30 protein-coding genes are annotated in these 25,706 nt (G+C 71.1%); 27 read left to right on the forward strand and 3 right to left on the reverse strand.

All coding sequences use genetic code 11. The annotated features are described in order from the left end of the window. Positions 1-11 precede the first annotated feature (11 nt). From rplF to glmM, 20 genes are all read left to right on the forward strand, one after another. The gene (rplF, locus tag ACWCYO_RS16990) at positions 12-551 is read left to right on the forward strand and encodes a 50S ribosomal protein L6 (protein ID WP_270146476.1); all 540 of its coding nucleotides are present in this window, start codon (positions 12-14) and stop codon (positions 549-551) included. Positions 552-554: 3 nt separating this feature from the next. Continuing rightward, the gene (gene rplR, locus ACWCYO_RS16995; protein WP_031063032.1) at positions 555-938 is read left to right on the forward strand and encodes a 50S ribosomal protein L18; all 384 of its coding nucleotides are present in this window, start codon (positions 555-557) and stop codon (positions 936-938) included. Between the two features lie 48 nt (positions 939-986). Continuing rightward, entirely contained in the window at positions 987-1,607 is a 621-nt protein-coding gene (gene rpsE / locus ACWCYO_RS17000; RefSeq protein ID WP_207810342.1) for a 30S ribosomal protein S5, read from the forward strand. Beyond that, positions 1,607-1,789: a 50S ribosomal protein L30 gene (gene rpmD, locus ACWCYO_RS17005; RefSeq protein ID WP_109451325.1), complete on the forward strand. Its 183-nt coding sequence runs from the start codon at positions 1,607-1,609 to the stop codon at positions 1,787-1,789. Before rpsE ends, rpmD begins: the two co-directional genes overlap by 1 nt. 2 nt (positions 1,790-1,791) lie before the next feature. Continuing rightward, a complete protein-coding gene (rplO, locus tag ACWCYO_RS17010) occupies positions 1,792-2,244 on the forward strand; it encodes a 50S ribosomal protein L15 (RefSeq protein ID WP_030280790.1) in 453 nt (150 codons plus the stop codon). A gap of 338 nt (positions 2,245-2,582) precedes the next feature. After that, positions 2,583-3,893 carry a preprotein translocase subunit SecY gene (gene secY / locus ACWCYO_RS17015; protein WP_270146477.1) on the forward strand — a complete coding sequence of 437 codons (1,311 nt, stop codon included), beginning with the start codon at positions 2,583-2,585 and terminating at the stop codon, positions 3,891-3,893. Next, positions 3,893-4,546, forward strand: coding sequence for an adenylate kinase (locus ACWCYO_RS17020; RefSeq protein WP_270146478.1), 654 nt, complete (start codon positions 3,893-3,895; stop codon positions 4,544-4,546). The genes secY and ACWCYO_RS17020 overlap by 1 nt, the downstream gene beginning before the upstream one ends. A 116-nt stretch (positions 4,547-4,662) precedes the next feature. Further along, entirely contained in the window at positions 4,663-5,502 is an 840-nt protein-coding gene (gene map, locus ACWCYO_RS17025; protein ID WP_270151187.1) for a type I methionyl aminopeptidase, read from the forward strand. Between the two features lie 134 nt (positions 5,503-5,636). Then, on the forward strand, positions 5,637-6,062 hold the full coding sequence (gene mscL, locus ACWCYO_RS17030) for a large conductance mechanosensitive channel protein MscL (RefSeq protein ID WP_270146479.1): 426 nt from the start codon (positions 5,637-5,639) through the stop codon (positions 6,060-6,062). Positions 6,063-6,256: 194 nt separating this feature from the next. Continuing rightward, entirely contained in the window at positions 6,257-6,478 is a 222-nt protein-coding gene (gene infA / locus ACWCYO_RS17035; protein ID WP_003956442.1) for a translation initiation factor IF-1, read from the forward strand. 33 nt (positions 6,479-6,511) lie between these two features. Further along, entirely contained in the window at positions 6,512-6,625 is a 114-nt protein-coding gene (gene rpmJ / locus ACWCYO_RS17040) for a 50S ribosomal protein L36 (protein WP_003956441.1), read from the forward strand. 177 nt (positions 6,626-6,802) lie between these two features. Next, the gene (gene rpsM, locus ACWCYO_RS17045; RefSeq protein WP_097237495.1) at positions 6,803-7,183 is read left to right on the forward strand and encodes a 30S ribosomal protein S13; all 381 of its coding nucleotides are present in this window, start codon (positions 6,803-6,805) and stop codon (positions 7,181-7,183) included. Positions 7,184-7,255: 72 nt separating this feature from the next. After that, positions 7,256-7,663 carry a 30S ribosomal protein S11 gene (rpsK, locus tag ACWCYO_RS17050; RefSeq protein ID WP_014136257.1) on the forward strand — a complete coding sequence of 136 codons (408 nt, stop codon included), beginning with the start codon at positions 7,256-7,258 and terminating at the stop codon, positions 7,661-7,663. Positions 7,664-7,815: 152 nt separating this feature from the next. Beyond that, positions 7,816-8,838 carry a DNA-directed RNA polymerase subunit alpha gene (locus ACWCYO_RS17055; protein ID WP_030055844.1) on the forward strand — a complete coding sequence of 341 codons (1,023 nt, stop codon included), beginning with the start codon at positions 7,816-7,818 and terminating at the stop codon, positions 8,836-8,838. Positions 8,839-8,965: 127 nt separating this feature from the next. Further along, positions 8,966-9,448 (forward strand): 50S ribosomal protein L17, encoded by a 483-nt coding sequence (gene rplQ / locus ACWCYO_RS17060; protein ID WP_270146480.1) that lies wholly within the window; start codon positions 8,966-8,968, stop codon positions 9,446-9,448. An 89-nt stretch (positions 9,449-9,537) separates the two neighbouring features. Continuing rightward, positions 9,538-10,449 (forward strand): tRNA pseudouridine(38-40) synthase TruA, encoded by a 912-nt coding sequence (gene truA, locus ACWCYO_RS17065; protein WP_051746692.1) that lies wholly within the window; start codon positions 9,538-9,540, stop codon positions 10,447-10,449. Between the two features lie 41 nt (positions 10,450-10,490). Beyond that, complete coding sequence (locus tag ACWCYO_RS17070) at positions 10,491-12,149, forward strand: ABC-F family ATP-binding cassette domain-containing protein (RefSeq protein WP_449784638.1); 1,659 nt, start codon at positions 10,491-10,493, stop codon at positions 12,147-12,149. Positions 12,150-12,381: 232 nt separating this feature from the next. After that, complete coding sequence (gene rplM, locus ACWCYO_RS17075; protein ID WP_035848207.1) at positions 12,382-12,825, forward strand: 50S ribosomal protein L13; 444 nt, start codon at positions 12,382-12,384, stop codon at positions 12,823-12,825. Between the two features lie 46 nt (positions 12,826-12,871). Further along, positions 12,872-13,372 (forward strand): 30S ribosomal protein S9, encoded by a 501-nt coding sequence (gene rpsI, locus ACWCYO_RS17080; protein WP_270146482.1) that lies wholly within the window; start codon positions 12,872-12,874, stop codon positions 13,370-13,372. 162 nt (positions 13,373-13,534) lie between these two features. Beyond that, positions 13,535-14,899 carry a phosphoglucosamine mutase gene (glmM, locus tag ACWCYO_RS17085; RefSeq protein ID WP_270146483.1) on the forward strand — a complete coding sequence of 455 codons (1,365 nt, stop codon included), beginning with the start codon at positions 13,535-13,537 and terminating at the stop codon, positions 14,897-14,899. 61 nt (positions 14,900-14,960) lie between these two features. Here glmM and coaA read toward each other — a convergent pair whose 3' ends face one another. Next, positions 14,961-15,956, reverse strand: a complete 996-nt coding sequence (gene coaA, locus ACWCYO_RS17090; protein WP_270146484.1) for a type I pantothenate kinase — start codon at positions 15,954-15,956, stop codon at positions 14,961-14,963. A gap of 99 nt (positions 15,957-16,055) precedes the next feature. Here coaA and glmS point away from each other — a divergent pair, with 99 nt between their 5' ends. Continuing rightward, complete coding sequence (glmS, locus tag ACWCYO_RS17095; RefSeq protein ID WP_270146485.1) at positions 16,056-17,912, forward strand: glutamine--fructose-6-phosphate transaminase (isomerizing); 1,857 nt, start codon at positions 16,056-16,058, stop codon at positions 17,910-17,912. A 33-nt stretch (positions 17,913-17,945) separates the two neighbouring features. On the opposite strand, the gene ACWCYO_RS17100 is transcribed toward glmS, so the two are convergent. After that, a complete protein-coding gene (locus ACWCYO_RS17100; protein WP_333493489.1) occupies positions 17,946-18,503 on the reverse strand; it encodes a Uma2 family endonuclease in 558 nt (185 codons plus the stop codon). A 172-nt stretch (positions 18,504-18,675) separates the two neighbouring features. Between ACWCYO_RS17100 and ACWCYO_RS17105 the strand changes: the two genes are divergently transcribed. The 5 genes from ACWCYO_RS17105 to ACWCYO_RS17125 all read left to right on the forward strand — a co-directional run bounded on the left by ACWCYO_RS17105 (position 18,676) and on the right by ACWCYO_RS17125 (position 24,254). After that, entirely contained in the window at positions 18,676-20,151 is a 1,476-nt protein-coding gene (locus tag ACWCYO_RS17105) for an NAD(P)H-hydrate dehydratase (RefSeq protein ID WP_449784639.1), read from the forward strand. A 582-nt stretch (positions 20,152-20,733) separates the two neighbouring features. Continuing rightward, entirely contained in the window at positions 20,734-21,933 is a 1,200-nt protein-coding gene (alr, locus tag ACWCYO_RS17110; protein WP_270146487.1) for an alanine racemase, read from the forward strand. Beyond that, complete coding sequence (locus ACWCYO_RS17115) at positions 21,930-23,336, forward strand: alpha/beta fold hydrolase (RefSeq protein WP_449784640.1); 1,407 nt, start codon at positions 21,930-21,932, stop codon at positions 23,334-23,336. Before alr ends, ACWCYO_RS17115 begins: the two co-directional genes overlap by 4 nt. 98 nt (positions 23,337-23,434) lie before the next feature. Then, positions 23,435-23,929 carry a tRNA (adenosine(37)-N6)-threonylcarbamoyltransferase complex ATPase subunit type 1 TsaE gene (tsaE, locus tag ACWCYO_RS17120; RefSeq protein ID WP_270146489.1) on the forward strand — a complete coding sequence of 165 codons (495 nt, stop codon included), beginning with the start codon at positions 23,435-23,437 and terminating at the stop codon, positions 23,927-23,929. Between the two features lie 130 nt (positions 23,930-24,059). Then, on the forward strand, positions 24,060-24,254 hold the full coding sequence (locus ACWCYO_RS17125) for a hypothetical protein (protein ID WP_270146490.1): 195 nt from the start codon (positions 24,060-24,062) through the stop codon (positions 24,252-24,254). Positions 24,255-24,294: 40 nt separating this feature from the next. Here the strand turns inward: ACWCYO_RS17125 and ACWCYO_RS17130 are convergent, their stop codons facing one another. Next, entirely contained in the window at positions 24,295-24,861 is a 567-nt protein-coding gene (locus ACWCYO_RS17130) for a hypothetical protein (protein WP_270151190.1), read from the reverse strand. A gap of 157 nt (positions 24,862-25,018) precedes the next feature. Here ACWCYO_RS17130 and tsaB point away from each other — a divergent pair, with 157 nt between their 5' ends. Next, positions 25,019-25,693 (forward strand): tRNA (adenosine(37)-N6)-threonylcarbamoyltransferase complex dimerization subunit type 1 TsaB, encoded by a 675-nt coding sequence (gene tsaB / locus ACWCYO_RS17135; RefSeq protein WP_449784641.1) that lies wholly within the window; start codon positions 25,019-25,021, stop codon positions 25,691-25,693. Positions 25,694-25,706: the final 13 nt, after the last annotated feature.

The following is a 25,706-nucleotide window of genomic DNA, read 5'->3' on the forward strand; positions in this document are numbered from 1 at the left end:
GAGGTACAGCAATGTCGCGTATTGGACGGCTGCCCATCCAGGTCCCCGCTGGCGTGGACGTCACCATCGATGGCCAGACGGTCTCGGTGAAGGGCCCCAAGGGTTCCCTCACCCACGTCGTCGCTGAGCCGATCGAGATCGGCAAGGGCGAGGACGGCACCGTGCTCGTCACCCGCCCGAACGACGAGCGTCGCTCGAAGGCCCTGCACGGCCTGACCCGCACGCTGGTGGCGAACATGATCACCGGCGTGACCGCGGGCTACCGCAAGTCGCTGGAGATCAGCGGTGTCGGCTACCGAGTCACGGCGAAGGGCTCCGACATGGAGTTCGCGCTGGGCTACAGCCACCCGATCCTGATCACCGCGCCGGAGGGCATCTCCTTCGTCGTCGAGTCGCCCACCAAGTTCCACGTGGACGGCATCGACAAGCAGAAGGTCGGCGAGATCGCCGCGAACATCCGCAAGCTGCGCAAGCCCGACCCGTACAAGGCCAAGGGCGTCAAGTACGCGGGCGAGGTCATCCGCCGCAAGGTCGGAAAGAGTGGTAAGTAAGCGATGAGCGTCTCTGTCAAGATCGGCAAGGGCAACGCCTACAAGAGCGCCGCTCGCAAGCGCCGCGCGATCCGCGTTCGCAAGCGCGTCGTCGGCACCGAGGTGCGTCCGCGTCTCGTCGTGACGCGCTCGAACCGTCACATGGTCGCCCAGGTCATCGACGACGCCAAGGGTCACACCCTGGCGTCGGCGTCCACCCTCGACGTGTCCATCAAGGGCACCGAGGGCGACAAGACCGAGCTGGCCAAGAAGGTCGGGAGCCTGGTCGCCGAGCGCGCCAAGGCCGCCGGCATCGAGTCGGTCGTCTTCGACCGCGCGGGCAACCGGTACGCCGGCCGCATCGCCGCCCTGGCGGACGCGGCCCGCGAGGCCGGGCTCGACTTCTAAGCCGCTCGTCGACTCTGTCGACGGACGTAAACGAGAGAGGTAATTCCAATGGCTGGACCCCAGCGCCGCGAAGGCGGCGCCGGTCGCGGCACGGGTGGCGAGCGGCGCGACCGTAAGCGTGACGGTCAGGGCAACGCCCAGGCCGTCGAGAAGACCGCTTACGTCGAGCGCGTCGTCGCGATCAACCGTGTCGCCAAGGTTGTCAAGGGTGGCCGTCGCTTCAGCTTCACCGCGCTCGTCGTGGTGGGCGATGGCGAGGGCACCGTGGGTGTCGGTTACGGCAAGGCGAAGGAGGTTCCGGCCGCCATCGCCAAGGGCGTTGAGGAGGCCAAGAAGAACTTCTTCCGCGTCCCCCGTATCCAGGGCACCATCCCGCACCCGGTTCAGGGTGAGAAGGCCGCCGGCGTCGTGCTGCTGAAGCCCGCCGCCCCCGGTACCGGTGTTATCGCCGGTGGTCCGGTGCGCGCCGTCCTGGAGTGCGCCGGCATCCACGACATCCTGTCGAAGTCGCTCGGCTCGGACAACGCGATCAACATCGTGCACGCCACCGTGGCCGCTCTGAAGGGCCTCGTCCGCCCCGAGGAGATCGCCGCCCGCCGTGGCCTGCCGCTGGAGGACGTGGCTCCCGCCGCCCTGCTGCGGGCTCGTGCTGCTGGGGTGAGCGCCTGATGGCTCGCCTGAAGATCACGCAGACCAAGTCGTACATCGGCAGCAAGCAGAACCACCGTGACACCCTGCGCTCGCTTGGTCTCAAGCGTCTGCACGACGTCGTGGTGAAGGAGGACCGTCCCGAGATCCGCGGGATGGCCCACACGGTCCGTCACCTGGTGACGGTTGAGGAGGTGGACTGATCATGGGCGACAACCCGATCAAGATCCACAACCTGCGTCCCGCCCCGGGTGCCAAGACCGACAAGATCCGCGTGGGTCGTGGTGAGGGCTCCAAGGGTAAGACCGCCGGTCGTGGTACCAAGGGCACCAAGGCCCGCTACCAGGTTCCGCAGCGCTTCGAGGGTGGCCAGATGCCGCTCCACATGCGTCTGCCGAAGCTGAAGGGCTTCAAGAACCCGTTCAAGATCACGTTCCAGGTCGTCAACCTCGACAAGCTGGCCGAGCTCTACCCGCAGGGTGGCGAGGTCACGGTCGAGGACCTGGTCGCCAAGGGCGCGGTTCGCAAGAACTCCCTCGTCAAGGTGCTCGGCACCGGCGAGGTCTCGGTTGCGCTGCAGGTGACGGTCGACGCCGTCTCCGGCTCGGCCGCCGAGAAGATCAAGGCCGCCGGCGGTACGGTCACCGAGCTCGTCTGAGCCCGCTGAACCCGCCGACAACCGGCTTCGAGCCCCGCACCTCCTCCGGGAGGTGCGGGGCTCGTGCTTTTACCGGCCCTTTCACTCCGGGGCCGAAATCGGGCGGCGCCGGCCCTCGTTCTTTTGTGTGGCAAAACCGGGCATCCCGTACCCCCGTGAGTGGGGGAGCGGCCGTACGCGCTTCTTTCGAGTGGCCGCGCACTGTTAGAGTCCGTGGAGTTCCCTTGTAGGCTGCGCGTAGGCTCGCCTGTGCCGTCTGTACGGGAGCCCGAACCGCAAACTCCCCATTCCAGGACCGACCCTCCCGCCGACGACGCGCGGGAGGCGCAGGAGGCACCGTGCTCAGTGCGTTCGCGCGGGCGTTCCAGACGCCCGACCTGCGCAAGAAGCTGCTGTTCACGCTGGGCATCATGGTGCTGTTCCGGCTGGGCTCGCACATTCCGATCCCGGGCGTGAGCTTCACGGCCGTGAACGAGTGCGTGAAGGAGACCAAGAACAACGGCCTCTTCGGACTCGTCAACCTGTTCAGCGGTGGCGCGCTCCTCCAGCTGACGATCTTCGCCCTCGGCATCATGCCGTACATCACGGCGAGCATCATCCTCCAGCTCCTCACCGTCGTGATCCCGCGACTGGAGGCGCTGAAGAAGGAGGGGCAGGCCGGCCAGGCGAAGATCACCCAGTACACCCGCTACCTGACCATCGCGCTCGCCGTGCTCCAGGGCACCGGCATCGTGGCGACGGCCTCCAGCGGTGCGCTGTTCTCGGGCTGCCCGCTGGCCAACCAGATCGTGCCGGACACCTCGGTGTTCCGGATCGCCACCATGGTCATCACGATGACGGCCGGCACCACGGTCATCATGTGGCTGGGCGAGCTGATCACCGACCGCGGCATCGGCAACGGCATGTCGCTGCTGATCTTCACCTCGATCGCCGCGCAGTTCCCGTCCTCGATGTGGGCCATCAAGCAGTCCGGCACCATCGGCGGCGGCTGGGTCGAGTTCCTGTCCGTGGTCGCGGTCGGCGTCATCGTTGTGATGCTGGTCATCTTCGTCGAGCAGGCCCAGCGCCGGATCCCGGTCCAGTACGCGAAGCGGATGATCGGCCGCCGGGCGTTCGGCGGCACCTCGACCTACATCCCGCTCAAGGTGAACCAGGCCGGTGTCATCCCGGTCATCTTCGCCTCGTCGCTGCTGTACATCCCGGCCCTGGTGGTTCAGCTGACCAACAGCCAGGCGGGCTGGGCGGTGTGGATCAAGCAGAACTTCGTCAAGGGTGACCACCCGATCTACATGGCCACCTACTTCCTGCTGATCGTCTTCTTCGCCTTCTTCTACGTCGCCATCTCCTTCAACCCCGAAGAAGTTGCCGACAACATGAAGAAGTATGGTGGCTTCATCCCGGGCATCCGGGCCGGTCGGCCGACGGCCGAGTACCTGAACTACGTGCTGACCCGAATCACGTGGCCGGGTTCGCTCTACCTGGGCCTGATCGCGTTGATCCCGATGATCGCCCTGGTCGCCTTCGGACAGCAGACAAACTTCCCGTTCGGCGGCACCAGCGTGCTCATCGTCGTCGGCGTCGGACTCGAAACTGTGAAGCAGATCGAGAGCCAGCTCCAGCAGCGCAATTACGAAGGGTTCCTCCGCTGATGCGTATCGTCCTCGTTGGTCCTCCCGGGGCCGGGAAGGGTACTCAGGCGCACCTGCTCGCCAAGACCCTGTCCATCCCCCACATCTCCACCGGCGACCTGTTCCGCGCCAACATCGGTCAGGGCACCCCGCTGGGGCTCGAGGCCAAGAGCTACATGGACGCGGGTCGCCTGGTGCCGGATGAGGTCACCATCGGGATGGCCAAGGACCGCATGCTCCAGGCCGATGCCGCCAACGGCTTCCTGCTCGACGGCTTCCCCCGCAACCTGGGTCAGGCCAAGGCGCTGGACGAGTTCCTCGCCGAGCAGGGCATCGAGCTGGACGGCGTCCTGGACCTCGAGGTCCCCGAGGACGAGGTCGTCCGCCGGATCGCCGGCCGCCGCCTGTGCCGCAACGACGGGGGCCACGTCTTCCACGTGGACTACAACCCGCCGAAGGTCGAGGGCGTCTGCGACGAGTGCGGCGGCGAGCTGTACCAGCGCTCGGACGACACCGAGGAGAAGGTGCGCACCCGCCTCGAGGTCTACCACACGGAGACCGAGCCGATCATCGACTACTACGCCCAGCAGGGCCTGGTGGAGACCATCCCGGCCCTGGGCAAGGTGGACGAGGTCACCCAGCGCGCGATCGAGGCGCTGAAGCAGAACGGCTGAGGTCCCTCAGCGAGGTACGCGTGAACGGCCGGGTCGCCCCTGAGCGGGCGGCCCGGCCGTTTCGGCGTCGTACGGTGGTAGGCAGTGGCAATCCGGACTTGGAAGGCGTGACCCTGATGGTGGAGATCAAGACCCCCGAGCAGATCGCGAAGATGCGAGCGGCCGGGCTGGTCGTCGCCGAGGCGCTGAAGGCCTGCCGCGAGGCGGTCGCTCCCGGGGTGACCACCCAGGAGCTCAACGACATCGCCGACAAGGTGATCACCGACCACGGCGCCACCTCGAACTTCCGGGCCCACCACGGCGGCCTGTGGTTCCCCGGGGTGATCTGCGCCTCGGTGAACAACGAGGTCGTGCACGGCATCCCCGGTGACCGGGTGCTGCAGGAGGGCGACCTGATCTCGATCGACTGCGGCGCCATCCTGGACGGCTGGCACGGCGACTCGGCGATCACCGTGGCGGTCGGCGAGGTCCGCCCGGAGGTCGAGATGCTGAGCCGGGTCACCGAGGGCTCGATGTGGGCCGGCATCGCGCAGATGAAGAAGAACAACCGCCTGGTGGACGTCTCCAAGGCGATCGAGGGCTACATCCGCCGCCAGCCGCTGCCGCCCAAGGGCAAGTGGGGCATCACCGAGGGCTACGGCGGCCACGGCATCGGCACCGCGATGCACATGGAGCCGCACGTGCTGAACTACGTCGAGCGCGGCCGCGGCAAGGGCCCGAAGCTCGTCCCCGGCACCGTGCTGGCGATCGAGCCGATGGTCTCGCTGGGCACCCCGCACACCACCGTGCTGGAGGACGACTGGACGGTCGTCACCAACGACGGCACCTGGGCCTCGCACTGGGAGCACTCGGTGGCCGTCACCGAGCAGGGCCCGCTGGTGCTGACCGCCTTCGACGGCGGCAAGGCCGAACTGGCCAAGCTGGGCATCACCGCGGCTCCGGACCCGCTGGCCTAGGCGCCACGGCGGCCGACTGCCGCTCCTGACAAGGGATCAGGGCCCTGGAGGTTTGGACCTCCAGGGCTTTTGTCCTATTTTTTTAACGGCTGGCAGTGGCAGCTACTGGCTTACGAGCGAGCAGGAGAGAGCACGTGCTCAAGGGATTCCGCGACTTCATGATGCGCGGCAACGTCGTCGACATGGCGGTCGGTGTGGTCATCGGCGCCGCGTTCACCGCGGTGGTGTCCGGCTTCGTGTCCGCCTTCCTCACCCCGCTGGTGGGCGTGGTGATCGGCGCGGCCGGCGACTTCAGCTCGTACAAGGCGACGATCGCCCACGTCACCTTCCCGTACGGCCAGTTCCTGAACGTGCTGATCGCGTTCTTCATGACCGCCGCGGTGCTCTACTTCTGCGTCGTGCTGCCTGTCACCAAGGCCACCGCCCGGTACCTGCCGAAGAAGCCGAAGGCCGCGAAGCGTCCCTGCCCCGAGTGCCTGACCGAGATCCCCGAGGCCGCCCGCCGCTGCTCGGCCTGCACCGCCCACGTCGAGCCGCTGACCGTCTCCACCGGGGCCTGAGGCCACGGGTGTGACGGCGGACTCCTTCGGGTGCCCCCGTTTTGGAGCGTGGGGCGCGCTGGCGTAGGATGGACCGTCGGCTCACTCGTAGCGTGCTTCAGCACGCCCTCTTCCCCTCGGGGCTGGGGTGAACCCAGGTTCGCACGAGCGTTCCGCATACGGTAGCCGGTCCCGGAAGGTGGATCTCGCAGTTCATGGCTAAGAAGCAAGGCGCCATTGAGATCGAGGGCACCGTGATCGAGTCTCTTCCGAACGCGATGTTCAAGGTCGAGCTGCAGAACGGTCACAAGGTCCTCGCGCACATCAGTGGCAAGATGCGCATGCACTACATCCGCATCCTGCCGGACGACCGGGTCGTCGTGGAGCTCAGCCCCTACGACCTCACGCGCGGCCGGATCGTCTACCGCTACAAGTAAGAACGTCAGATCTAGACCCGGAGAACCTGAAACATGAAGGTCAAGCCGAGCGTCAAGAAGATCTGCGACAAGTGCAAGGTGATCCGCCGCCACGGCCGGGTCATGGTGATCTGCGACAACCTGCGCCACAAGCAGCGCCAGGGCTGATCTCTCCCCAGCATTTCTCGTAGTACTTCGCGCGACGCGAAAACGTCATAAGCGGGTCACCCGATCCGTCCCGTCCGGGGCGGACTGCCGCCCCCGGCTCAGAGGCCGGGGCTCCCTCACCGTGAGGTGTCGGAGTAGGTGGCACGCCAGACCTCTGAAGAACCACAGGAGCCTTGAATGGCACGCCTCGCCGGCGTTGATCTCCCCCGTGAGAAGCGGATCGAGATCGCCCTCACCTACGTGTACGGCATCGGCCGTACCCGCGCCCAGCAGACCCTCGCCGAGACCGGCGTCAACCCGGATGTCCGCGTTCGCGACATCTCCGAGGAAGACCTGGTCAAGCTGAGCCAGTACATCGACGCCAACTACACGGTCGAGGGTGACCTCCGCCGTGAGGTGGCCGCCGACATCCGCCGCAAGGTCGAGATCGGCTGCTACGAGGGTCTGCGTCACCGCCGTGGCCTGCCGGTCCGCGGCCAGCGCACCCACACCAACGCGCGTACCCGCAAGGGCCCGCGTCGCGCGATCGCCGGTAAGAAGAAGCCGGGCAAGAAGTAGTCCGTCCCGTAACCGGACATCCCTCCGGCCCGCGGGTCAGCGGACCGACCACCTCAGTAGGAGAACAGACTTATGCCCCCCAAGGGTCGTCAGGCTGCCGGCGCGAAGAAGATCCGCCGCAAGGAAAAGAAGAACGTCGCTCACGGCCACGCGCACATCAAGAGCACGTTCAACAACACGATCGTTTCGATCACCGACCCGTCGGGCAACGTGATCTCCTGGGCCTCCGCCGGCCACGTCGGCTTCAAGGGCTCGCGCAAGTCCACCCCGTTCGCCGCGCAGATGGCCGCCGAGGCCGCTGCCCGTCGCGCGCAGGAGCACGGCATGCGCAAGGTTGACGTCTTCGTGAAGGGTCCGGGCTCCGGCCGCGAGACCGCGATCCGTTCGCTCCAGGCCACCGGCCTCGAGGTCGGCTCGATCCAGGACGTCACCCCCACCCCGCACAACGGCTGCCGTCCGCCGAAGCGCCGCCGCGTCTGACGCAGCGCCTTCGGGCACGCGGGTCCTGCTTTAAACCTCGTACGGGCTCCTGTTTTTTGCAGGAGCCCGTACGCTTGGCATGAGGCCACCGCCTCATGGCCATTCGTTCGGCGTCAAATAGTGGGCGCCGAAGACTGGAGGATCGAAACCCCATGCTTATCGCTCAGCGTCCCTCGCTGACCGAAGAGGTCGTCGACGAGTTCCGCTCCCGGTTCGTGATCGAGCCGCTGGAGCCGGGCTTCGGCTACACCCTCGGCAACTCCCTGCGCCGCACGCTCCTGTCGTCGATCCCGGGTGCCGCTGTCACCAGCATCCGCATCGACGGCGTCCTGCACGAGTTCACCACCGTGCCGGGCGTCAAGGAGGACGTGACCGACCTCATCCTCAACATCAAGCAGCTGGTCGTCTCCTCGGAGCACGACGAGCCGGTCGTGATGTACCTGCGCAAGCAGGGCCCGGGTGTCGTCACCGCCGCCGACATCGCCCCGCCGGCGGGTGTCGAGGTGCACAACCCCGAGCTGGTCCTCGCCACCCTCAACGGCAAGGGCAAGCTGGAGATGGAGCTGACCGTCGAGCGCGGTCGCGGCTACGTCTCCGCCGTCCAGAACAAGGCCTCCGGCCAGGAGATCGGCCGCATCCCGGTCGACTCGATCTACAGCCCCGTGCTGAAGGTCACCTACAAGGTCGAGGCCACCCGTGTCGAGCAGCGGACCGACTTCGACAAGCTGATCGTCGACGTCGAGACCAAGCCCGCCATGCGTCCGCGCGACGCCATGGCCTCGGCCGGCAAGACCCTGGTGGAGCTGTTCGGCCTCGCCCGCGAGCTGAACATCGACGCCGAGGGCATCGACATGGGCCCGTCCCCGACGGACGCCGCCCTGGCCGCCGACCTGGCGCTGCCGATCGAGGAGCTGGAGCTCACCGTCCGCTCCTACAACTGCCTCAAGCGCGAGGGCATCCACACCGTGGGTGAGCTCGTCGCCCGCTCCGAGGCCGACCTGCTCGACATCCGCAACTTCGGTGCGAAGTCGATCGATGAGGTCAAGGCGAAGCTGGCCGGCATGGGCCTGGCCCTCAAGGACAGCCCGCCCGGATTCGACCCGACCGCCGCCGCCGACGCCTTCGGCGCCGACGACCTGGACGACGCGGGTTACGCGGAGACCGAGCAGTACTGAGAGACTTGACCGCGGGGGCGGTTCCCCGGAACCGCCCCCGTCGTCATGAAAGCCGTACGGGCACAGTGCCCGTACGCCCGCTGCGGTACCTGGTACGGCCGCAGTCGGAGATTCGAGGAGTAATTCCATGCCGCGTCCCACCAAGGGTGCCCGTCTGGGCGGTGGCCCGCACCACGAGCCGCTGCTGCTCGCCGGTCTGGCCCGTGAGCTGTTCCAGTACGGCCGCATCACCACCACCGAGGCCAAGGCCCGCCGCCTGCGCCCGCTGGCGGAGAAGCTGATCACCAAGGCGAAGAAGGGCGACATCCACAACCGTCGCCTGGTGCGCAAGACCATCACCGACGTGTCGGTGCTGCACACCCTCTTCACCGAGATCGCGCCGCGCTACGAGAACCGCCCGGGTGGCTACACCCGCATCACCAAGATCGGTCCCCGTCGTGGCGACAACGCCCCGATGGCCGTGATCGAGCTGGTCGAGGCGCTGACCGTCGCGCAGACCGCCGTCGGCGAGGCCGAGGCCGCCACCAAGCGTGCCGTCAAGGAGGCCGACGAGGCCGCCGCCGCCGTCGAGACCAAGGCCGACGAGGCCGAGGCCGCCGAGCAGGCCTGACACCTCTAGGTGTGTTGCGGGCCCGCTCTCCCTTCACCGGGGGAGCGGGCCCGTTCCTTGTTTCCGAGGTCCCCGGGAGAAGAGAAGCAGTGGTCAACGATTGCGCCGAGCAGCCGCCGGTGAAGGACGGCCCGGCCGACGGGTACGTCCGGGTCCGGCTCGACCTCGCCTACCAGGGCGCCGAGTTCTCCGGCTGGGCCCGCCAGAAGGGCGGCCGCCGGACGGTCCAGGAGGAGATCGAGACCGCGCTGCAGATCGTCACCCGCAGCCCGGAGCTGTTCCCGCTGACCGTGGCCGGCCGCACCGACGCCGGGGTCCACGCCCGCGGCCAGGTCGCCCACGTCGACCTGCCGGCCGAGCTGTGGGAGGCGCACCGGGAGAAGCTGCTGCGCCGGCTGGCCGGGCGGCTGCCCGGGGACGTCCGGATCTACCGGGTCGGCGAGGCGCCGGCCGGGTTCGACGCCCGCTTCTCGGCGATCTGGCGCCGGTACGCGTACCGGGTCGCCGACCATCCCGGCGGGGTCGACCCGCTGCTGCGCGGGCACGTGCTCTGGCACGACCGGCCGCTGGACGTGGAGAAGATGAACGCGGCCGCGAAGCTGCTGCTGGGCGAGCACGACTTCGCCGCGTACTGCAAGAAGCGCGAGGGTGCCACCACCATCCGCACCCTGCTGGAGCTGCACTGGGACCGCGTCCCGGTGGACACCTACGCGAGCCAGGAGGGCAGCCTGGCGGTCGCCACCGTCCGGGCCGACGCCTTCTGCCACAACATGGTCCGGGCGCTGGTCGGCGCGATGCTGCTGGTCGGCGACGGGCACCGGCCGGTGGAGTTCCCCGGCGAGGTGCTGGCCGGCGGGGTCCGCAACTCCGCGGTCAACGTGATCCGGCCGTACGGACTGACCCTCGAGGAGGTCGGCTACCCGCCGGACGACCAGCTCGCCGAGCGCAACCGGCAGGCCCGGCGGATGCGCACCCTGCCCGGTCAGCCGGCGGCCTCGTAATCCGTTTTGGCCCGGGGCGTCCGCTTGGGACAATCCTTCCCATGGGACACGTCGAGATTTCGCACCTGGAGTACTACCTGCCGGACGGGCGGGTGCTGTTCGACGACGCGTCCTTCCGGGTCGGCGAGGGCGCCGCGGTCGCCCTGGTCGGCGCCAACGGGGCGGGGAAGACCACCCTGCTGCGCATGATCGCGGGGGACATCCAGCCGCACGGCGGCTCGGTGACGATCAGCGGCGGGCTCGGCGTGATGCGCCAGTTCGTCGGCACCACCGGCCGCGAGGACCAGTCCGCCACCCCCGGTGCGCTGCCGGCCGACGCCTCGGTGCGCGACCTGCTGGTCTCGGTCGCCCCCGAGCGGATCGCCAAGGCCGCCCGCGCGGTGGACGCCGCCGAGCTGGCGATGATCGCCCAGGACGACGAGAAGACGCAGATGGCCTACGCCCAGGCGCTCTCCGACTGGGCGGACGTCGGCGGCTACGACTACGAGACCGACTGGGACGTCTGCACCATGGCGGCCCTGGGCGTGCCCTTCGACAAGGCCCAGTGGCGCGGTCTGAACACCCTGTCCGGCGGCGAGCAGAAGCGGCTGGTGCTGGAGGCGCTGCTGCGCGGCCCCGAAGAGGTGCTGCTGCTCGACGAGCCGGACAACTACCTGGACGTCCCCGCCAAGCGCTGGCTGGAGGACGCCATCAAGGCGACCTCGAAGACCGTCCTGTTCATCTCGCACGACCGGGAACTGCTCTCCCGCACCGCTGACAAGATCATCAGCGTCGAGTCCGGCGCGGCCGGCAGCAGCGTCTGGGTGCACGGTGGCGGCTTCGACACCTTCCACGAGGCCCGCAAGGCCCGCTTCGAGCGCTTCGAGGAGCTGCGCCGCCGCTGGGACGAGGAGCACGCCAAGCTGAAGAAGCTGGTCGTCACCCTGCGCCAGGCCGCGGCCGTCAGCCACGAGATGGCCTCGCGCTACGCGGCCGCCCAGACCAGGCTGAAGAAGTTCGAGGACGCCGGCCCGCCGGAGGCGCCGCCGCGCGAGCAGAACATCACCATGCGGCTCAAGGGCGGGCGCACCGGCGTGCGCGCCTTCACCATGGAGCAGCTGGAGCTCACCGGCCTGATGCAGCCCTTCGACCTGGAGGTCTTCTACGGCGAGCGGGTCGCGGTGCTGGGTGCCAACGGCGCCGGCAAGTCGCACCTGCTGCGGCTGCTGGCCGGCGACACGACGGTCGAGCACACCGGGGGCTGGAAGCTCGGCGCCCGGGTCGTCCCCGGCCACTTCCGGCAGACCCACGCCCACCCGGAGCTGTTCGGCCGTACCGTCCGGTCGATCATCGAGGAGGAGCACGCGCTCAGCCGCGGCGCCGCGATGGGCGCGCTGCGCCGGTACGAGCTGGACCGCCAGGAGGAGCAGAAGTTCGAGTCGCTGTCCGGCGGGCAGCAGGCCCGGCTGATGATCCTCAAGCTCGAACTCGACGGTGTGACGGCCCTGTTGCTCGACGAGCCGACCGACAACCTGGACCTGGAGAGCGCCGAGGCGCTGCAGGCCGGGCTGGAGGCCTTCGACGGCACGGTACTGTGCGTCACCCACGACCGCTGGTTCGCCAGGACCTTCGACCGCTTCCTGGTGTTCGGCGCGGACGGCCGGGTCTTCGAATCGCCCGAGCCGGTCTGGGACGTCACCCGGGTCGAGCGCGAACGCTGAGTGATGCCGGAGTGGGCGGTCGGCGATTTTTGACCGCTTCCCGCCCGCCCGGTAACCTGGACGCTTGATGTGCGTATTGGCTCGCTCTATCTCACGTGAGAGGTCGGTACGCCGGAGACATCAGGTCGACGACCAGCGGTCCCCCTTGAATTGCGTCCAAGGTTGGCCAGGCTGCTCTTCCGTCCGGGTGCTCCTGTCAGGACTCACTCACTGAAAAGCGAAGGCTACGACCGTGCGTACGTACAGCCCCAAGCCCGGCGACGTCCAGCGTCAGTGGCACGTCATCGACGCGACCGACGTCGTGCTCGGCCGCCTGGCTTCCCAGGCCGCCAACCTCCTCCGGGGCAAGCACAAGGCGATCTACGCGCCGCACGTTGACACTGGTGACTTCGTCATCATCATCAACGCCGACAAGGTGCACCTGTCCGGTAACAAGAAGACCCAGAAGCTGGCCTACCGCCACTCGGGCTTCCCGGGCGGTCTCCGCTCGGTGCGCTACGACGACCTCCTGGACAAGAACCCGGAGAAGGCCGTCGAGAAGGCCATCAAGGGCATGATCCCCAAGAACAGCCTGGGCCGTCAGATGCTCTCGAAGCTGAAGGTCTACTCGGGCGACCAGCACCCGCACGCTGCCCAGCAGCCGGTGCCGTTCGAGATCACCCAGGTCGCGCAGTAATTCCGGCCACCAAGCCCCCCATCACTGAAAAGAGCTGAGGAACACCGTGGCCGAGACCACTGAAACCCTTGAGGTCGACTTCGACGAGGCCGTCGAGGGCGAGTACACCTCCGAGGAGAGCTACACCTCCGAGTCCCTGGCCGGCCGCTTCGGCGAGGCCACCCCGGGCGCCGGCCTCGGCCGTCGCAAGGAGGCGATCGCCCGCGTGCGCATCGTCCCCGGCACCGGCCAGTGGAAGATCAACGGTCGCACCCTCGAGGACTACTTCCCGAACAAGGTGCACCAGCAGACCGTGAACGAGCCCTTCAAGCTCCTCGAGCTGGACGGCCGTTACGACATCGTCGCCCGCATCAGCGGCGGCGGCGTCTCCGGTCAGGCCTACGCGCTGCGCCTCGGCGTGGCCCGTGCCCTGAACGAGGCCGACGTGGACAACAACCGCGGCGCCCTCAAGAAGGCCGGCTTCCTGACCCGTGACGCCCGCGCCGTCGAGCGCAAGAAGGCCGGTCTCAAGAAGGCCCGCAAGGCGCCGCAGTACAGCAAGCGCTAATCGCGTCCCCGGGGGTGCGGTCCGCCCTGGCGGCGCACCCCCTGGTTGCGCAAACCGTCGCCCCGGAGTACCTCGTGTACTCCGGGGCGACGTGTTCCCCGGCTAACGTGCGGCGGCCGGGATCATCGGTGGGTTCCGAGCATGGTGATGGAGGACGGGACAGTGGGACGACTCTTCGGTACGGACGGCGTACGCGGTGTGGCCAACGAGGGCCTGACGGCGGAGCTGGCGCTCGGCCTGTCGGTGGCGGCCTCCCACGTGCTCGGCGAGGCCGGCGCCTTCGACGGGCACCGGCCGGTCGCGGTGGTCGGCCGTGACCCCCGTGCCTCGGGCGAGTTCCTGGAGGCCGCGGTCATCGCCGGGCTGGCCAGCTCCGGCGTCGACGTCCTGCGGGTCGGCGTCCTGCCCACCCCGGCCGTCGCCTACCTCACCGGCGCGCTCGGCGCCGACTTCGGCGTGATGCTGTCCGCCAGCCACAACGCCATGCCGGACAACGGCATCAAGTTCCTCGCCCGCGGCGGTCACAAGCTGGACGACCGGATCGAGGACGCCATCGAGGCGCACTACCGCAAGCACACCGTCGGCGGCGAGGACTGGAACCGCCCGACCGGCGCGGCCGTCGGGCGGGTGCGCGAGTACACCGAGGGCTTCGACAAGTACGTCGCCCACCTGATCGGCGTCCTGCCCAACCGCCTGGACGGGATCAAGGTCGTCATCGACGGTGCCCACGGCGCGGCCGCCTACGTCGCCCCCGAGGCCTTCGCCCGGGCCGGCGCCGAGGTCGTCCACACCCTGGGGGCCGAGCCCACCGGCCTCAACATCAACGACGGCGTCGGCTCCACCCACCTCGACCGGCTGCGCGCCGCGATGAAGGAGCACCAGGCCGACTTCGGCATCGCCCTGGACGGCGACGCCGACCGCTGCCTGGCCGCCGACGCCGAGGGCAACGAGGTGGACGGCGACCAGATCATCGCCATCCTCGCCGTCGCCATGAAGGAGGCCGGCACCCTGCGCCGCAACACCGCGGTGGCCACCGTGATGTCCAACCTCGGCTTCAAGCTGGCGATGGAGCGCGAGGGCATCGACCTGGTGGAGACGGCCGTCGGCGACCGCTACGTGCTGGAGGCGATGAAGGAGCAGGGCTTCGCGCTGGGCGGCGAGCAGTCCGGCCACGTCATCCTGCTGGACCACGCCACCACCGGCGACGGCACCCTGACCGGTCTGATGCTGGGCGCCCGACTGGCCGCCACCAAGCAGCCGCTGGCCGACCTGGCCGCCGTGATGACCCGTCTGCCGCAGGTGCTGATCAACGTCAAGGGCGTCGACAAGAGCCGGGTGAAGACCAGCACCGAGCTGGCCGCCGCCGTCGCCGCCGCCGAGACCGAGCTGGGCTCCACCGGCCGGGTGCTGCTGCGCCCCTCCGGCACCGAGCCGCTGGTCCGGGTCATGGTCGAGGCCGCCGACCCGGCGCAGGCCGAGACCGTCGCGCACCAGCTGGCCGAGGCGGTGCGCACCCACCTGGGCTGAGCGCCCTTCACGCCGAAGGCCCCCGCGCGCGGGGGCCTTCGTGTCGTGTCCTGGTGGTGTCTCAGAGCTTGCGCAGCAGCGCCCGACGGACCTTGTGGTCCGGGCCCTTCTGCAGGATCAGGGTGGCCCGGCCGCGGGTCGGCAGCACGTTCTCCAGCAGGTTGGGCTTGTTGATGGTGCGCCAGACCTGTCGGCCGTACTCCATCGCCTCCTCCTCCGGCACCTCGGTGAAGCGGCGGAAGTAGGAGTTCGGGTCCTGGAAGGCGGTCTGCCTCAACTTGCGGAAGCGGTCCAGGTACCAGTGCTCGATGTCGTCGGTGCGGGCGTCGACGTAGATCGAGAAGTCGAAGTAGTCGGCCACCGCGAGCCGGGTGCGGCCGTCGGTGCCCGGCAGGGCCGGCTGGAGCACGTTCAGGCCCTCGACGATCAGGATGTCCGGGCGCTCCACGGTCAGCCGCTCGTCGGGCACGATGTCGTACACCAGGTGCGAGTACACCGGCGCGGTGACCCGCTCCTTGCCCGCCTTCACGTCCGCGACGAAGCGCATCAGCGCCCGGCGGTCGTACGACTCCGGGAAGCCCTTGCGGGCCATCAGGCCGCGGCGGCGCAGCTCGGCGTTGGGCAGCAGGAAGCCGTCGGTGGTGACCAGTTCGACCCGGGGGTGCTCGGGCCAGCGGGCCAACAGGGCCTGCAGCAGGCGGGCGGTGGTGGACTTGCCGACGGCGACCGAGCCGGCCACGCCGATGATGAACGGGGTGCGGGTGCGCTCGGTGTCCGGGGTGTCCAGGAAGGTGCCCAGCGCGCCGCGCAGCTCGTGCGTGGCGTGGATGTACAGGTTCAGCAGCCGCGACAGGGGCAGGTAGACGTCACGGACCTCGTCCAGGTCGAGGGCTGTGCCGAGGCCGCGCAGCTGCTCCACCTCCTCGGCGGTCAGCGGCAGCGGCGTACGCTCGCGCAGCGCGCTCCACTCGGCCCGGCTGAGGTCCACGTAGGGGGACGGGGACGGGCCGGGCGTTGCGGCGCCCCGCGTACAGAGTTCGGTCAGCACATGCTCCATTGTGAGCCGTACCGGTGTTCACGGTGGTTGTGGTGTCGGTCACGCAGCGTTGGGGCGAGAAGGGTAAACGGCCACAGAACCGCCCTTATGCTGGCACGCATGTGCGGAATTGTTGGATACGTGGGCGCGCAGTCCGCCCTCGACGTAGTAATCGCGGGCCTGCAGCGACTGGAGTACCGGGGTTACGACTCGGCCGGTGTCGCGGTGCAGGCGCAGGACTCCCAGGGGCAGTGGAGTCTCGTCACGGACAAGCGGGCTGGCAAGCTCGCCAACCTGGAGAAGTCGCTCGCCGAGTCCCCCCTCCCCGGCGGCACCACCGGCATCGGTCACACCCGCTGGGCCACCCACGGCGGCCCGACGGACGCCAACGCCCATCCCCATCTGGACGACGACAACCGGGTGGCCGTCGTCCACAACGGCATCATCGAGAACTTCGCCCAGCTGCGCGCCGAGATCGCCGAGCGCGGCCACACCCTCCGGTCCGAGACCGACACCGAGGTCGTCGCCCACCTGCTGGGCGAGGCCTACCAGGGCGACCTGGCCGAGGCGATGCGGACGGTCTGCCGGCGGCTGGACGGAGCCTTCACCCTCGTCGCCGTCCACGCGGACGCGCCCGGCGTGGTGGTCGGCGCCCGCCGCAACTCGCCGCTGGTCGTCGGCCGCGGCGAGGGCGAGAACTTCCTCGCCTCCGACGTCGCCGCCTTCATCGCGCACACCCGCGAGGCGATCGAGCTGGGCCAGGACCAGGTCGTCGAGCTGCGCCGGGACGGCGTGACCGTCACCAACTTCGACGGCACCCCGGCCGAGGTGCGCGAGTACCACGTCGACTGGGACGCCTCCGCCGCCGAGAAGGGCGGCTACGACTACTTCATGCTCAAGGAGATCGCCGAGCAGCCGAAGGCCGTCGCAGACACCCTCCTCGGCCGGATCGGCGCCGACGGCCGGCTCACCCTCGACGAGCTGCGGATCTCCGACGCCGACCTGCGCTCGGTCGACAAGGTCGTCATCGTCGCCTGCGGCACCGCCTTCCACGCCGGCATGATCGCCAAGTACGCGATCGAGCACTGGACCCGCATCCCCTGCGAGGTCGAGGTCGCCTCGGAGTTCCGCTACCGCGACCCGATCATGGGCCCGGGCACGCTGGTCATCGCCATTTCGCAGTCCGGCGAGACCATGGACACCCTGATGGCCCTGCGGCACGCCCGCGAGCAGGGCGCCAAGGTGCTGGCGATCTGCAACACCAACGGCTCGACCATCCCGCGCGAGTCGGACGCGGTGCTGTACACCCACGCCGGGCCGGAGGTCGCGGTCGCGTCCACCAAGGCGTTCCTGACCCAGCTGGTCGCCTGCTACCTGGTCGCCCTCTACCTGGGCCAGGTGCGCGGCACCAAGTGGGGCGACGAGATCTTCACCATCATCCGCGAGCTCGGCGACGCGCCGAAGCAGGTCGAGCAGGTGCTGGAGACCATGGAGCCGGTGCGCGAGCTGGCCCGCTCGCTGGCCGACGCCCGCTCGGTGCTGTTCCTCGGCCGCCACGTCGGCTTCCCGGTGGCCCTGGAGGGCGCGCTCAAGCTCAAGGAGCTCGCCTACATGCACGCCGAGGGCTTCGCGGCGGGCGAGCTCAAGCACGGCCCGATCGCGCTGATCGAGGAGGGGCTGCCGGTCGTGGTGGTCGTGCCCTCGCCGCGCGGGCGGTCCATCCTGCACGACAAGATCGTCTCCAACATCCAGGAGATCCGGGCCCGCGGCGCCCGCACCATCGTGATCGCCGAGGAGGGCGACGAGGCGGTCGTGCCGTACGCGGACCACCTGATCCGCATCCCGGTCACCCCGACCCTGCTCCAGCCGCTGGTCTCCACCGTCCCGCTCCAGGTCTTCGCCTGCGAGCTGGCCACGGCCAAGGGCCACGAGGTCGACCAGCCGCGCAACCTGGCGAAGTCGGTCACCGTCGAGTAGTGACTCCCACGGCGTCCCTGCGGTGGCTGCGTCCTACCGCAGGGGCGCCGTGTCGAGCGTGAAGGAGAACGGGGCGGGAAGCTTGATGCGCCTGCCGAATTCGGTTTCGTGGAGGGTGGTGTAGTCGCCGTCCTTCGGATCCGTGAACAGCGTCACCGTGCCTTCACTGCGGTCGATGAGCAGGTAGCAGGGGATGCCGGCGGCGGCGTAGCCCAGGCGCTTGGACTCGCGGTCCTTGTGCGGGTTGATCGATGTCACTTCAAGGACCAGTTCGACTCCTACTGCGGATGACCACGAATCCTGAGCGCGGAAATGGCCGACGGGAGCGACCGTGGCGTCCGGAATGAAACGACCCTTGGGGGTGATCAGCCCCTTCCCGCCGCTGACGTACAGCTCCTCGGCCGCCTCACGCGCAACAGCGCGGGCGAACCGGGCAATGGCGTCCTCATGGTCGCCGTCCGGCGGTGGCGTCACGACGATCTCCCCTTCGATGAGCTCGGCCTTGAAACCGGGCGGCGTGTCCAGCTCCAGAAACGCCTGGAGGACGCTGTCCTGGTCCAGCGGGTGCTCGACTGCCGGCATGGCGACCATGGCCCTTCTCCCTCCTGCTGGTTCGTGTCGAGCCACAAGGTAGGTGCACGGACTCAAGCCGGTGGGGGATCGAAGTGGTTGACACTCGAAAGTGTGCCGCAGGCCCGGCTCCCGTGGGGCGGTGACGCGGGCTAGCGTCGGCGGTAGCCGCGCCTGCCGAAGGAGCTCCTCCATGCGTCATGCACACCCTGTGGAAACCGTCCGGGCCGCCGAGGCCGAGCTGATGGCCAGGCTGCCTGAGGGCACGCTGATGCAGCGGGCGGCCGCCGGGCTGGCGGCGACCTGCGCCAGGCTGCTGACGCGGCGTCGGGGGCGGGTGTACGGCAGCCGGGTGACGGTGCTGGTGGGCAGTGGGGACAACGGGGGTGACGCCCTGTACGCCGGGGCGGCGCTGGCCCGGCGCGGGGCGCGGGTGACGGCGGTGCTGCTGGCGCCGGAGAAGGCGCACCCGGGTGGGCTGGCCGCGCTGCGGGCGGCGGGCGGACGGGTGACGGCGGAGCAGGAAGTCGGCCTGGCCGACTTCTCGCGCGCGGACCTGGCGCTGGACGGGATCGTCGGCATCGGCGGCCGGGGCGGGCTGCGCCCGGAGGCCGTGCCGTACGCGCGGGCCGGGCGGAGCGGGATCGTGGTGGCGGTGGACCTGCCCAGCGGGGTGGACGCCGACACCGGCGAGGTGCCCGGCGAGGCGCTGCGGGCGGACGTCACGGTCTGCTTCGGCACGTACAAGCCGGGGCTGCTGATCGACCCGGGGGCCGCCTGCACGGGCGCCGTGCAGCTGGTGGACATCGGGCTGCAGCTGCCCGAGCCGGAGGTGACGGTCCTGCAGCACGCGGACGCGGCGGCGCTGCTGCCGCTGCCGGGCGCGGAGAGCGACAAGTACCGGCGCGGCGTGGTCGGGGTGGCGGCCGGGTCGGCGCGGTACCCGGGGGCGGCGCTGCTGGCGGTCGCCGGGGCGCTGCGGGGCGGCGCGGGCGCCGTGCGGTACGTCGGGACGGCGGCCGAGGAGGTGGTGCGGCGCTTCCCGGAGACGCTGGTCACCGAGGGCGGCCCGGCCGGAGCCGGACGGGTGCAGGCCTGGGTGGTCGGACCGGGCGGTGGCGAGGGGGCGCGGCAGGCGTTGACCGAGGCGCTGGCGAGCGACGTCCCGGTGCTGGTGGACGCGGACGGGCTGACCGAACTGGGCCGGCTCGGCCCGGACGCGCTGTCCGGCCGCACCGCACCCACCCTGCTCACCCCCCACACCGGCGAGGCCGCCCGACTGCTGGCCGGCGCCGAGGGCGGTGCGCCGCGCGCCGCCGACGACCTGGCCGCCGCCCGGCTGGCCACCGCCCGCCGCCTGGCGGCCGCCTACCGGGCCACCGTGCTGCTGAAGGGCTCCACCACCGTGGTCGCCGACCCGGGCGGGGCCGTCCGGGTGAACCCCACCGGCACTTCCTGGCTCGCCACCGCCGGCAGCGGCGACGTCCTGGCCGGCCTGGCCGGCTCCCTGCTGGCCACCGGCCTGCCCCCGCTGGACGCCGCCTCGCTGGCCGCCTACCTCCACGGCCTGGCCGGCCGGGAGGCAGCCGGCACCCCGGGCGCCCCGGTGACGGCCCTCGCGGTGGCCGAGGCCCTGCCGACGGCCTGGCGGACGGTGCGGGAGGCTTAGGGCTGTCTTCGAACCCCTCTGCGGACCGACGCTCCCCCCGGCCTTCGGCCGGGAGGTGCCCCCACCGTAGTGGCGCCCTCCTCCGCCTTGCGATGCGCGCACCCCAACGCCGCCCCGCCCGCGCTGCGGGCGGACGACGGGAGTTCGAAGGCAGGTCCTAGGCGAGGCCCGGTACGGCGGCGTGCTTCGGCGGGCCGTCGATGACGGCAGGCCGATGTGGGCGGGCCGCGTGGGCAATGGGCCCGCCCGAGTGCCTGCGAGGGTCGACGGCAGGTGGGCGCGGGCGGTTCGGGCGGGCGTCGGCCGCAGCTGCCCGTGACTCGCGCCGGGGACGCGAGCCCGTTCCGGCCAGGCCCGGGGGTAGCGGCTCGCGACCGCCGGTGCGGCGCGAGGGCGTGTCGCGGGCCCGCGCCGGCGCCGGGGAGTGGCCCCGGTCGGAACCGGGGGGTCCATTTGCCGCGTCCTCAGTTGGGTGGACGGGCCGTTCGCCGCAGGTCGGCGGGGTGCGGGGGGCGCGGTGCCGATCGCCGCGCCGACGGGCCGTTCGGCGAGGACTCCGGGACGTCTGGGAGACTGACCCTGATGACAACTGCGAACACGACCGGCACAGCCACCCTCACCGACGGCGTACGGGCCGAGGCGACCATCGATCTCGCCGCCCTGCGCGGCAACCTCGCCGCCCTGCAGGAGCGCGTCGGGAGCGCGGCGGTGATGCTCGCGGTCAAGGCGGACGCCTATGGCCACGGCGCGGTCGAGTGCGCCCGCGAGGCGGTCGCGAACGGGGTCGGCTGGCTCGGCTGCGCGACGCCCGACGAGGCGTTGGCGCTGCGGGCCGCGGGCATCCGCCCGGAGCAGGCCCGCATCCTGTGCTGGCTGTGGACGCCCGGTGGGCCGTGGCGCGAGGCGCTGCGCGCGGACCTGGACATCTCGGTCAGCGGCCAGTGGGCGCTGGCGGAACTGCTGACGGCCGTTCGGGAGACCGGCATCCCGGCGCGCGTGCACCTGAAGGCCGACACCGGCCTCGGCCGCAACGGCTGTCAGCCGCACGACTGGCCGCAGCTGGTGGCGGACACCCGGCGGGCCGAGGCCGAGGGGCTGCTGAGGGTGGTCGGCCTCTGGTCGCACTTCGCCGCCGCCGACGAGCCCGGCCACCCGTCGATCCAGGCCCAGCTGGACTCCTTCCGCGCCGCGCTGGCGCACGCCGAGGCCGCCGGGCTGCGCCCCGAGGTCCGGCACCTCGCGAACTCCCCGGCCACCCTGCTGCTGCCCGAGGCGCACTTCGACCTGGTCCGCACCGGGCTCGCCGCGTACGGGCTGTCGCCGGTGCCGGAGGTGGGCTCGCCGGCCGACTTCGGGCTGCGCCCGGTGATGGCGCTGACCGCCCGGCTGGCGCTGGTCAAGCACGTTCCCGGCGGGCACGGGGTCAGCTACGGCCACCACTACGTGACGCCCGGCCCGACCACCCTCGGCCTGGTCCCGGTCGGCTACGGCGACGGCGTCCCGCGGCACGCCAGCGGCACCGGACCGGTCCAGATCGGCGGCAAGTGGCGCACGGTGGCCGGCCGGGTGGCGATGGACCAGTTCGTGGTGGACCTGGGCGGCGACACTCCCGAGGTCGGCGACGAGGTGCTGCTGTTCGGCAGCGGCGAGCGCGGTGAGCCGACCGCCGAGGACTGGGCCCGCGCCTGCGGCTCCATCTCGTACGAGATCATCACCCGGATCGGTGCCCGGGTGCCCCGCCGCTACCTGGGCGGCAGCCACCACGGGGGCGGCACGGCATGACCGGGACGCCGGACGGGAGCAGCCCGGTGGCGGCGGTGGCCAAGGCGGCCGGCGCGGCCTCCGGGGTGAGCCGGGCCGGCGTGATCGGGATCTCGGTCGGCGTGCTGGCGGCCGGCGCGGCCGCGGGCGTGGCGATAGAGCGGCTGACGGTCGGCCGGGCGATGCGCCGCCGGGCCCGGGCCGAGCTGGAGGCGACCGCCCCGTACGGCTCGCTGCGCGGACGCCCGCTGACGGTGGCCGCGCCGGACGGCACCGAGCTGTACGTCGAGCTGGACGGCACCGGCTGGGCCGCGCCGGACGGCGACCGCCCCGAGCCGAAGGGGCGCGCCGGTGCCGAGAGGGAGGAGCGAGGGGGCCGGAACGAGGGCGTCGGAGCGACGAGCGTCGGCGCCGGGTCCGAGCGCCTCGGAGGCGAGTGGGCGAGTCACCGCCCCGAGCCGCTGACCGTGGTGTTCAGCCACGGCTACTGCCTGAACCAGGACAGCTGGCACTTCCAGCGGGCGGCGCTGCGCGAGGGCCTGCGGCTGGTCTTCTGGGACCAGCGCAGCCACGGCCGTTCGGAGCGCTCCCGCTCGTACCTGGCGGGCGAGCCGGCCGGCATCGACCAGCTGGGCGGCGACCTCAAGGCGGTGATCGACGCCGTCGCGCCGACCGGCCCGCTGGTGCTGGTGGGCCATTCGATGGGCGGCATGACGGTGATGGCGCTGGCCGACCAGCATCCGGAGCTGTTCCGGGAGCGGGTCGCCGGGGTCGCGATGGTCGGCACCCTCGCGGGGGACTGGAACGAGGTGAGCCTCGGTCTGCCGAAGGCCGGGGCCAAGCTGTTCAAGAAGGTCGCGCCCGGGGTGGTGAAGCTGCTGGGCCGTCAGGTAGAGCTGGTGGAGGCGAGCCGGCGGTTCGGCTCGGACGTCGCCGCCGTCTTCTACCGGCGGTTCTCCTTCGGCGGCCGGGACGTCGATCCCGGCGTGGTGCGCTTCGCCGAGCAGCTGCTGGACGCCACCCCGATCGACGTGGTCGCCGAGTTCTACCCGGTGTTCGGCGCGCACGAGAAGTACGAGGCACTGGCCGCCCTGCGCGGCCTGCCGGCCCTGGTGCTGGCCGGGACGAAGGACCTGCTGACGCCGTCGGCGCACAGCGAGGTGATGGCCGAGCGGCTGCCCGGTGCCGAGCTGGTCCTGGTGGAGGGGGCCGGGCACCTGGTGCTGCTGGAGCGTCCGGAGCTGGTCGACCGCGAGCTGGCGCTGCTGCTGCGCCGGGCCGCCGAGTTCGCCGGTGCCGCGCCGCTGCCGCCAGCCGTCCTCGAACTCGCCGAGGAACCGCCCGGGGACGGTCGGCTCGGGGACGCGACGGCCCCGGATCCGGCCGTCGATCCCACCGTCGGTCCGGCCGTCGACTCCGCCTGAGCCCCCCGCCCGCCGCGGCGGGGTGCGCGGGTGTGGCACGGTAGCGGTGGCGGCCGGTGGTCGGCGCGCCGCTACGGACCGAAGGGCAAGACACGCGCATGGGCTCGCACGCCACTCTCACCGTCCCCACTCCGGAGCGGATGGGCCGGCTCGGCCGGGAGCTGGCCGCGCTGCTGCGGCCGGGTGACCTGGTGCTGCTCTCCGGCGAGCTGGGGGCGGGGAAGACCACGCTGACCAGGGGCCTGGGGGAGGGACTGCAGGTCCGCGGGGCGGTGACCTCGCCGACCTTCGTGATCGCCCGGGTGCACCCCTCGCTGGTCGGCGGCCCGGCGCTGGTGCACGTGGACGCGTACCGGCTGGGCGGGGACCTGGACGAGATGGAGGACCTCGACCTGGACGTCTCGCTGCCGGAGTCGGTGGTGGTGGTCGAGTGGGGCGAGGGCAAGGTCGAGCGGCTGTCCGAGGACCGGCTGGAGGTGCGGATCGAGCGGGCGATCGGCGACACCGCCGGGGAGGACCACGACCCGCGCCGGGTGGAGCTGACCGGCGTCGGGGAGCGCTGGACGGGCGTGGAGCTGGCGAAGCTCGCCTGAGCCGGGCCGGGGCGGCGGTCGATCGGGTTCCACCGTTTTGCCGACAGGCTGTCGGCAAGGTGTTGCGGGCGGGGTGCCGGGCGTGGTGGGATGGGTGCTGCGGTTAGGTCTGCCTAACTAGGGAGGCGCCATGTCGAGCACCACCCCCGCCCCGGAGCGCACCGCGCGCACCGCCGGGGCCGGAGAGTCCGCCCACCGCGCTCCGGGGGAACCGATGCGGGCGCTGCTGGCCGCCTGCGCGGCCGCCGAGGCGGTGTCCACCCCGCCCGAACCGCGGCCCCGGCAGGCCGAGGAGCCCGAGGCGGAGACGCCCCGGGCCGCGTAGTGACCGTCCTGGTGGTAGCCGTCCGCGAGCCGCGCGCGGCTCAGGCGACCACGACCACCTTGGTGCCGTTCGACGCGAAGTCCCAGAGCAGCTGACCCTCGGCGCGGCCGCTGCGGATGCCGCCGGTCTTGGTCTTCGGCTCGGCGGTCGGGGTCGTGTCGTCCAGCGCCGCGCCGAAGCCGAACACCACGCCGTTCTGCTGCGCGAAGCGCACCACGTGCTCGATCTTCCGGCCGTCCGTACCGGTGCCGGACGTTGTGCGGCTGTACACCGAGTAGCTGCCCGGGGTGGGCTCGACCGTGCCCGGGGTGACCGGGAAGGCGGCCGTGACCTGCGGGTTCTTCTTCGGGTCGACCAGCCAGACGAAGTGGCTGCCGGCGGAGTAGACCACCCGGGTGCCGCTGCCCGAGGAGGTCGGCAGCGGCGGGACGGTCGGGGTGGCGGAGGCGCTCGGCGTCGCGGAGGCGGCCGGGCCGGTGGACGTCGAGGCGACGGTCGGCCGGGCCGAGCCCGCGCGGTCCTGGGCGCCGTTGGCCTGGAAGGCCAACAGGCTCACCACCGCCAGGGCCCCCAGGGTCAGCCCCGTGACCACCACTCCAGGACCCATCTTCGCCACGTGCCCGCTCCCGCCGCCGTCCGCTGTTCGTACCGCCCTAATCGTGCCAGGTCCCCCCGGCCGGTCGGCAGCGCCCTGCACGTGTGTTCCGGATGGGGACACCAGCTCGATCGGCCGGTCGGCCCAACGTCGGTCTAACCTTGACCCCGTGCTGCTGCTCGCGTTCGACACCGCTACCCCCGCCGTCACCGCCGCCGTCCACGACGGCACGGCCGTCCTCGCCGAGACCCACCAGGTCGACGCCAGGCGCCACGGCGAACTGCTGCTGCCCGCGATCGACCGGGTCCTGCGGGCCGCCGGGGTGGACAAGCACCAGCTCACCGGCATCGCGGTCGGCGTCGGCCCGGGCCCGTACACCGGCCTGCGGGTCGGTCTGGTGACGGCCGCCGCGCTCGGCCACGCGCTCGGGCTGCCCGTGCACGGTGTCTGCACCCTGGACGCGATCGCCTTCCAGGCCCGCGCCGAGGGCCTGGCCGGGCAGCCGTTCACCGTCGCCACCGACGCGCGCCGCAAGGAGGTCTACTGGGCCTCGTACGACGCCGACGGCAGCCGCACCGAGGGCCCCTGCGTGGACCGCCCGGCCGAGCTGACGCCCGCGGCCCGCTCGGTCGGCGCCGGCGCGGTGCTCTACCCCGACGCCTTCCCGGGCGCCCACGGCCCCGAGCACGTCTCGGCCGGCGCCCTGGCCGGCTTCGCCGCCACCGAGCTGGCCGCCGGGCGGGAGCTGCTGCCGAACGTGCCGCTGTACCTGCGCCGCCCGGACGCCCAGGTCCCGGCTGCCTACAAGACCGTTCTGGGGGGCAAGGCGGTGCTCCCGGCGTGAACCACGGCACCGC

The sequence above is a fragment of the Kitasatospora sp. NPDC001683 genome (assembly GCF_053596495.1).

Excerpts from the sequence above, each read along its gene's own strand:
- alr (WP_270146487.1), top strand. The coding sequence starts at position 20,734 with ATGACAACTGCGAACACGACCGGCACAGCCACCCTCACCGACGGCGTA.
- ACWCYO_RS17020 (WP_270146478.1), top strand. The coding sequence starts at position 3,893 with ATGCGTATCGTCCTCGTTGGTCCTCCCGGGGCCGGGAAGGGTACTCAG.
- rpmJ (WP_003956441.1), top strand. The coding sequence starts at position 6,512 with ATGAAGGTCAAGCCGAGCGTCAAGAAGATCTGCGACAAGTGCAAGGTG.
- ACWCYO_RS17115 (WP_449784640.1), top strand. The coding sequence starts at position 21,930 with ATGACCGGGACGCCGGACGGGAGCAGCCCGGTGGCGGCGGTGGCCAAG.
- rpmD (WP_109451325.1), top strand. The coding sequence starts at position 1,607 with ATGGCTCGCCTGAAGATCACGCAGACCAAGTCGTACATCGGCAGCAAG.
- rpsK (WP_014136257.1), top strand. The coding sequence starts at position 7,256 with ATGCCCCCCAAGGGTCGTCAGGCTGCCGGCGCGAAGAAGATCCGCCGC.
- infA (WP_003956442.1), top strand. The coding sequence starts at position 6,257 with ATGGCTAAGAAGCAAGGCGCCATTGAGATCGAGGGCACCGTGATCGAG.
- map (WP_270151187.1), top strand. The coding sequence starts at position 4,663 with ATGGTGGAGATCAAGACCCCCGAGCAGATCGCGAAGATGCGAGCGGCC.
- rplR (WP_031063032.1), top strand. The coding sequence starts at position 555 with ATGAGCGTCTCTGTCAAGATCGGCAAGGGCAACGCCTACAAGAGCGCC.
- ACWCYO_RS17055 (WP_030055844.1), top strand. The coding sequence starts at position 7,816 with ATGCTTATCGCTCAGCGTCCCTCGCTGACCGAAGAGGTCGTCGACGAG.
- rplQ (WP_270146480.1), top strand. The coding sequence starts at position 8,966 with ATGCCGCGTCCCACCAAGGGTGCCCGTCTGGGCGGTGGCCCGCACCAC.
- coaA (WP_270146484.1), bottom strand. The coding sequence starts at position 15,956 with ATGGAGCATGTGCTGACCGAACTCTGTACGCGGGGCGCCGCAACGCCC.
- ACWCYO_RS17130 (WP_270151190.1), bottom strand. The coding sequence starts at position 24,861 with ATGGGTCCTGGAGTGGTGGTCACGGGGCTGACCCTGGGGGCCCTGGCG.
- rplF (WP_270146476.1), top strand. The coding sequence starts at position 12 with ATGTCGCGTATTGGACGGCTGCCCATCCAGGTCCCCGCTGGCGTGGAC.
- rplO (WP_030280790.1), top strand. The coding sequence starts at position 1,792 with ATGGGCGACAACCCGATCAAGATCCACAACCTGCGTCCCGCCCCGGGT.
- ACWCYO_RS17125 (WP_270146490.1), top strand. The coding sequence starts at position 24,060 with ATGTCGAGCACCACCCCCGCCCCGGAGCGCACCGCGCGCACCGCCGGG.
- rpsM (WP_097237495.1), top strand. The coding sequence starts at position 6,803 with ATGGCACGCCTCGCCGGCGTTGATCTCCCCCGTGAGAAGCGGATCGAG.
- ACWCYO_RS17100 (WP_333493489.1), bottom strand. The coding sequence starts at position 18,503 with ATGGTCGCCATGCCGGCAGTCGAGCACCCGCTGGACCAGGACAGCGTC.
- tsaE (WP_270146489.1), top strand. The coding sequence starts at position 23,435 with ATGGGCTCGCACGCCACTCTCACCGTCCCCACTCCGGAGCGGATGGGC.
- ACWCYO_RS17105 (WP_449784639.1), top strand. The coding sequence starts at position 18,676 with ATGCGTCATGCACACCCTGTGGAAACCGTCCGGGCCGCCGAGGCCGAG.
- glmS (WP_270146485.1), top strand. The coding sequence starts at position 16,056 with ATGTGCGGAATTGTTGGATACGTGGGCGCGCAGTCCGCCCTCGACGTA.
- ACWCYO_RS17070 (WP_449784638.1), top strand. The coding sequence starts at position 10,491 with ATGGGACACGTCGAGATTTCGCACCTGGAGTACTACCTGCCGGACGGG.
- rpsE (WP_207810342.1), top strand. The coding sequence starts at position 987 with ATGGCTGGACCCCAGCGCCGCGAAGGCGGCGCCGGTCGCGGCACGGGT.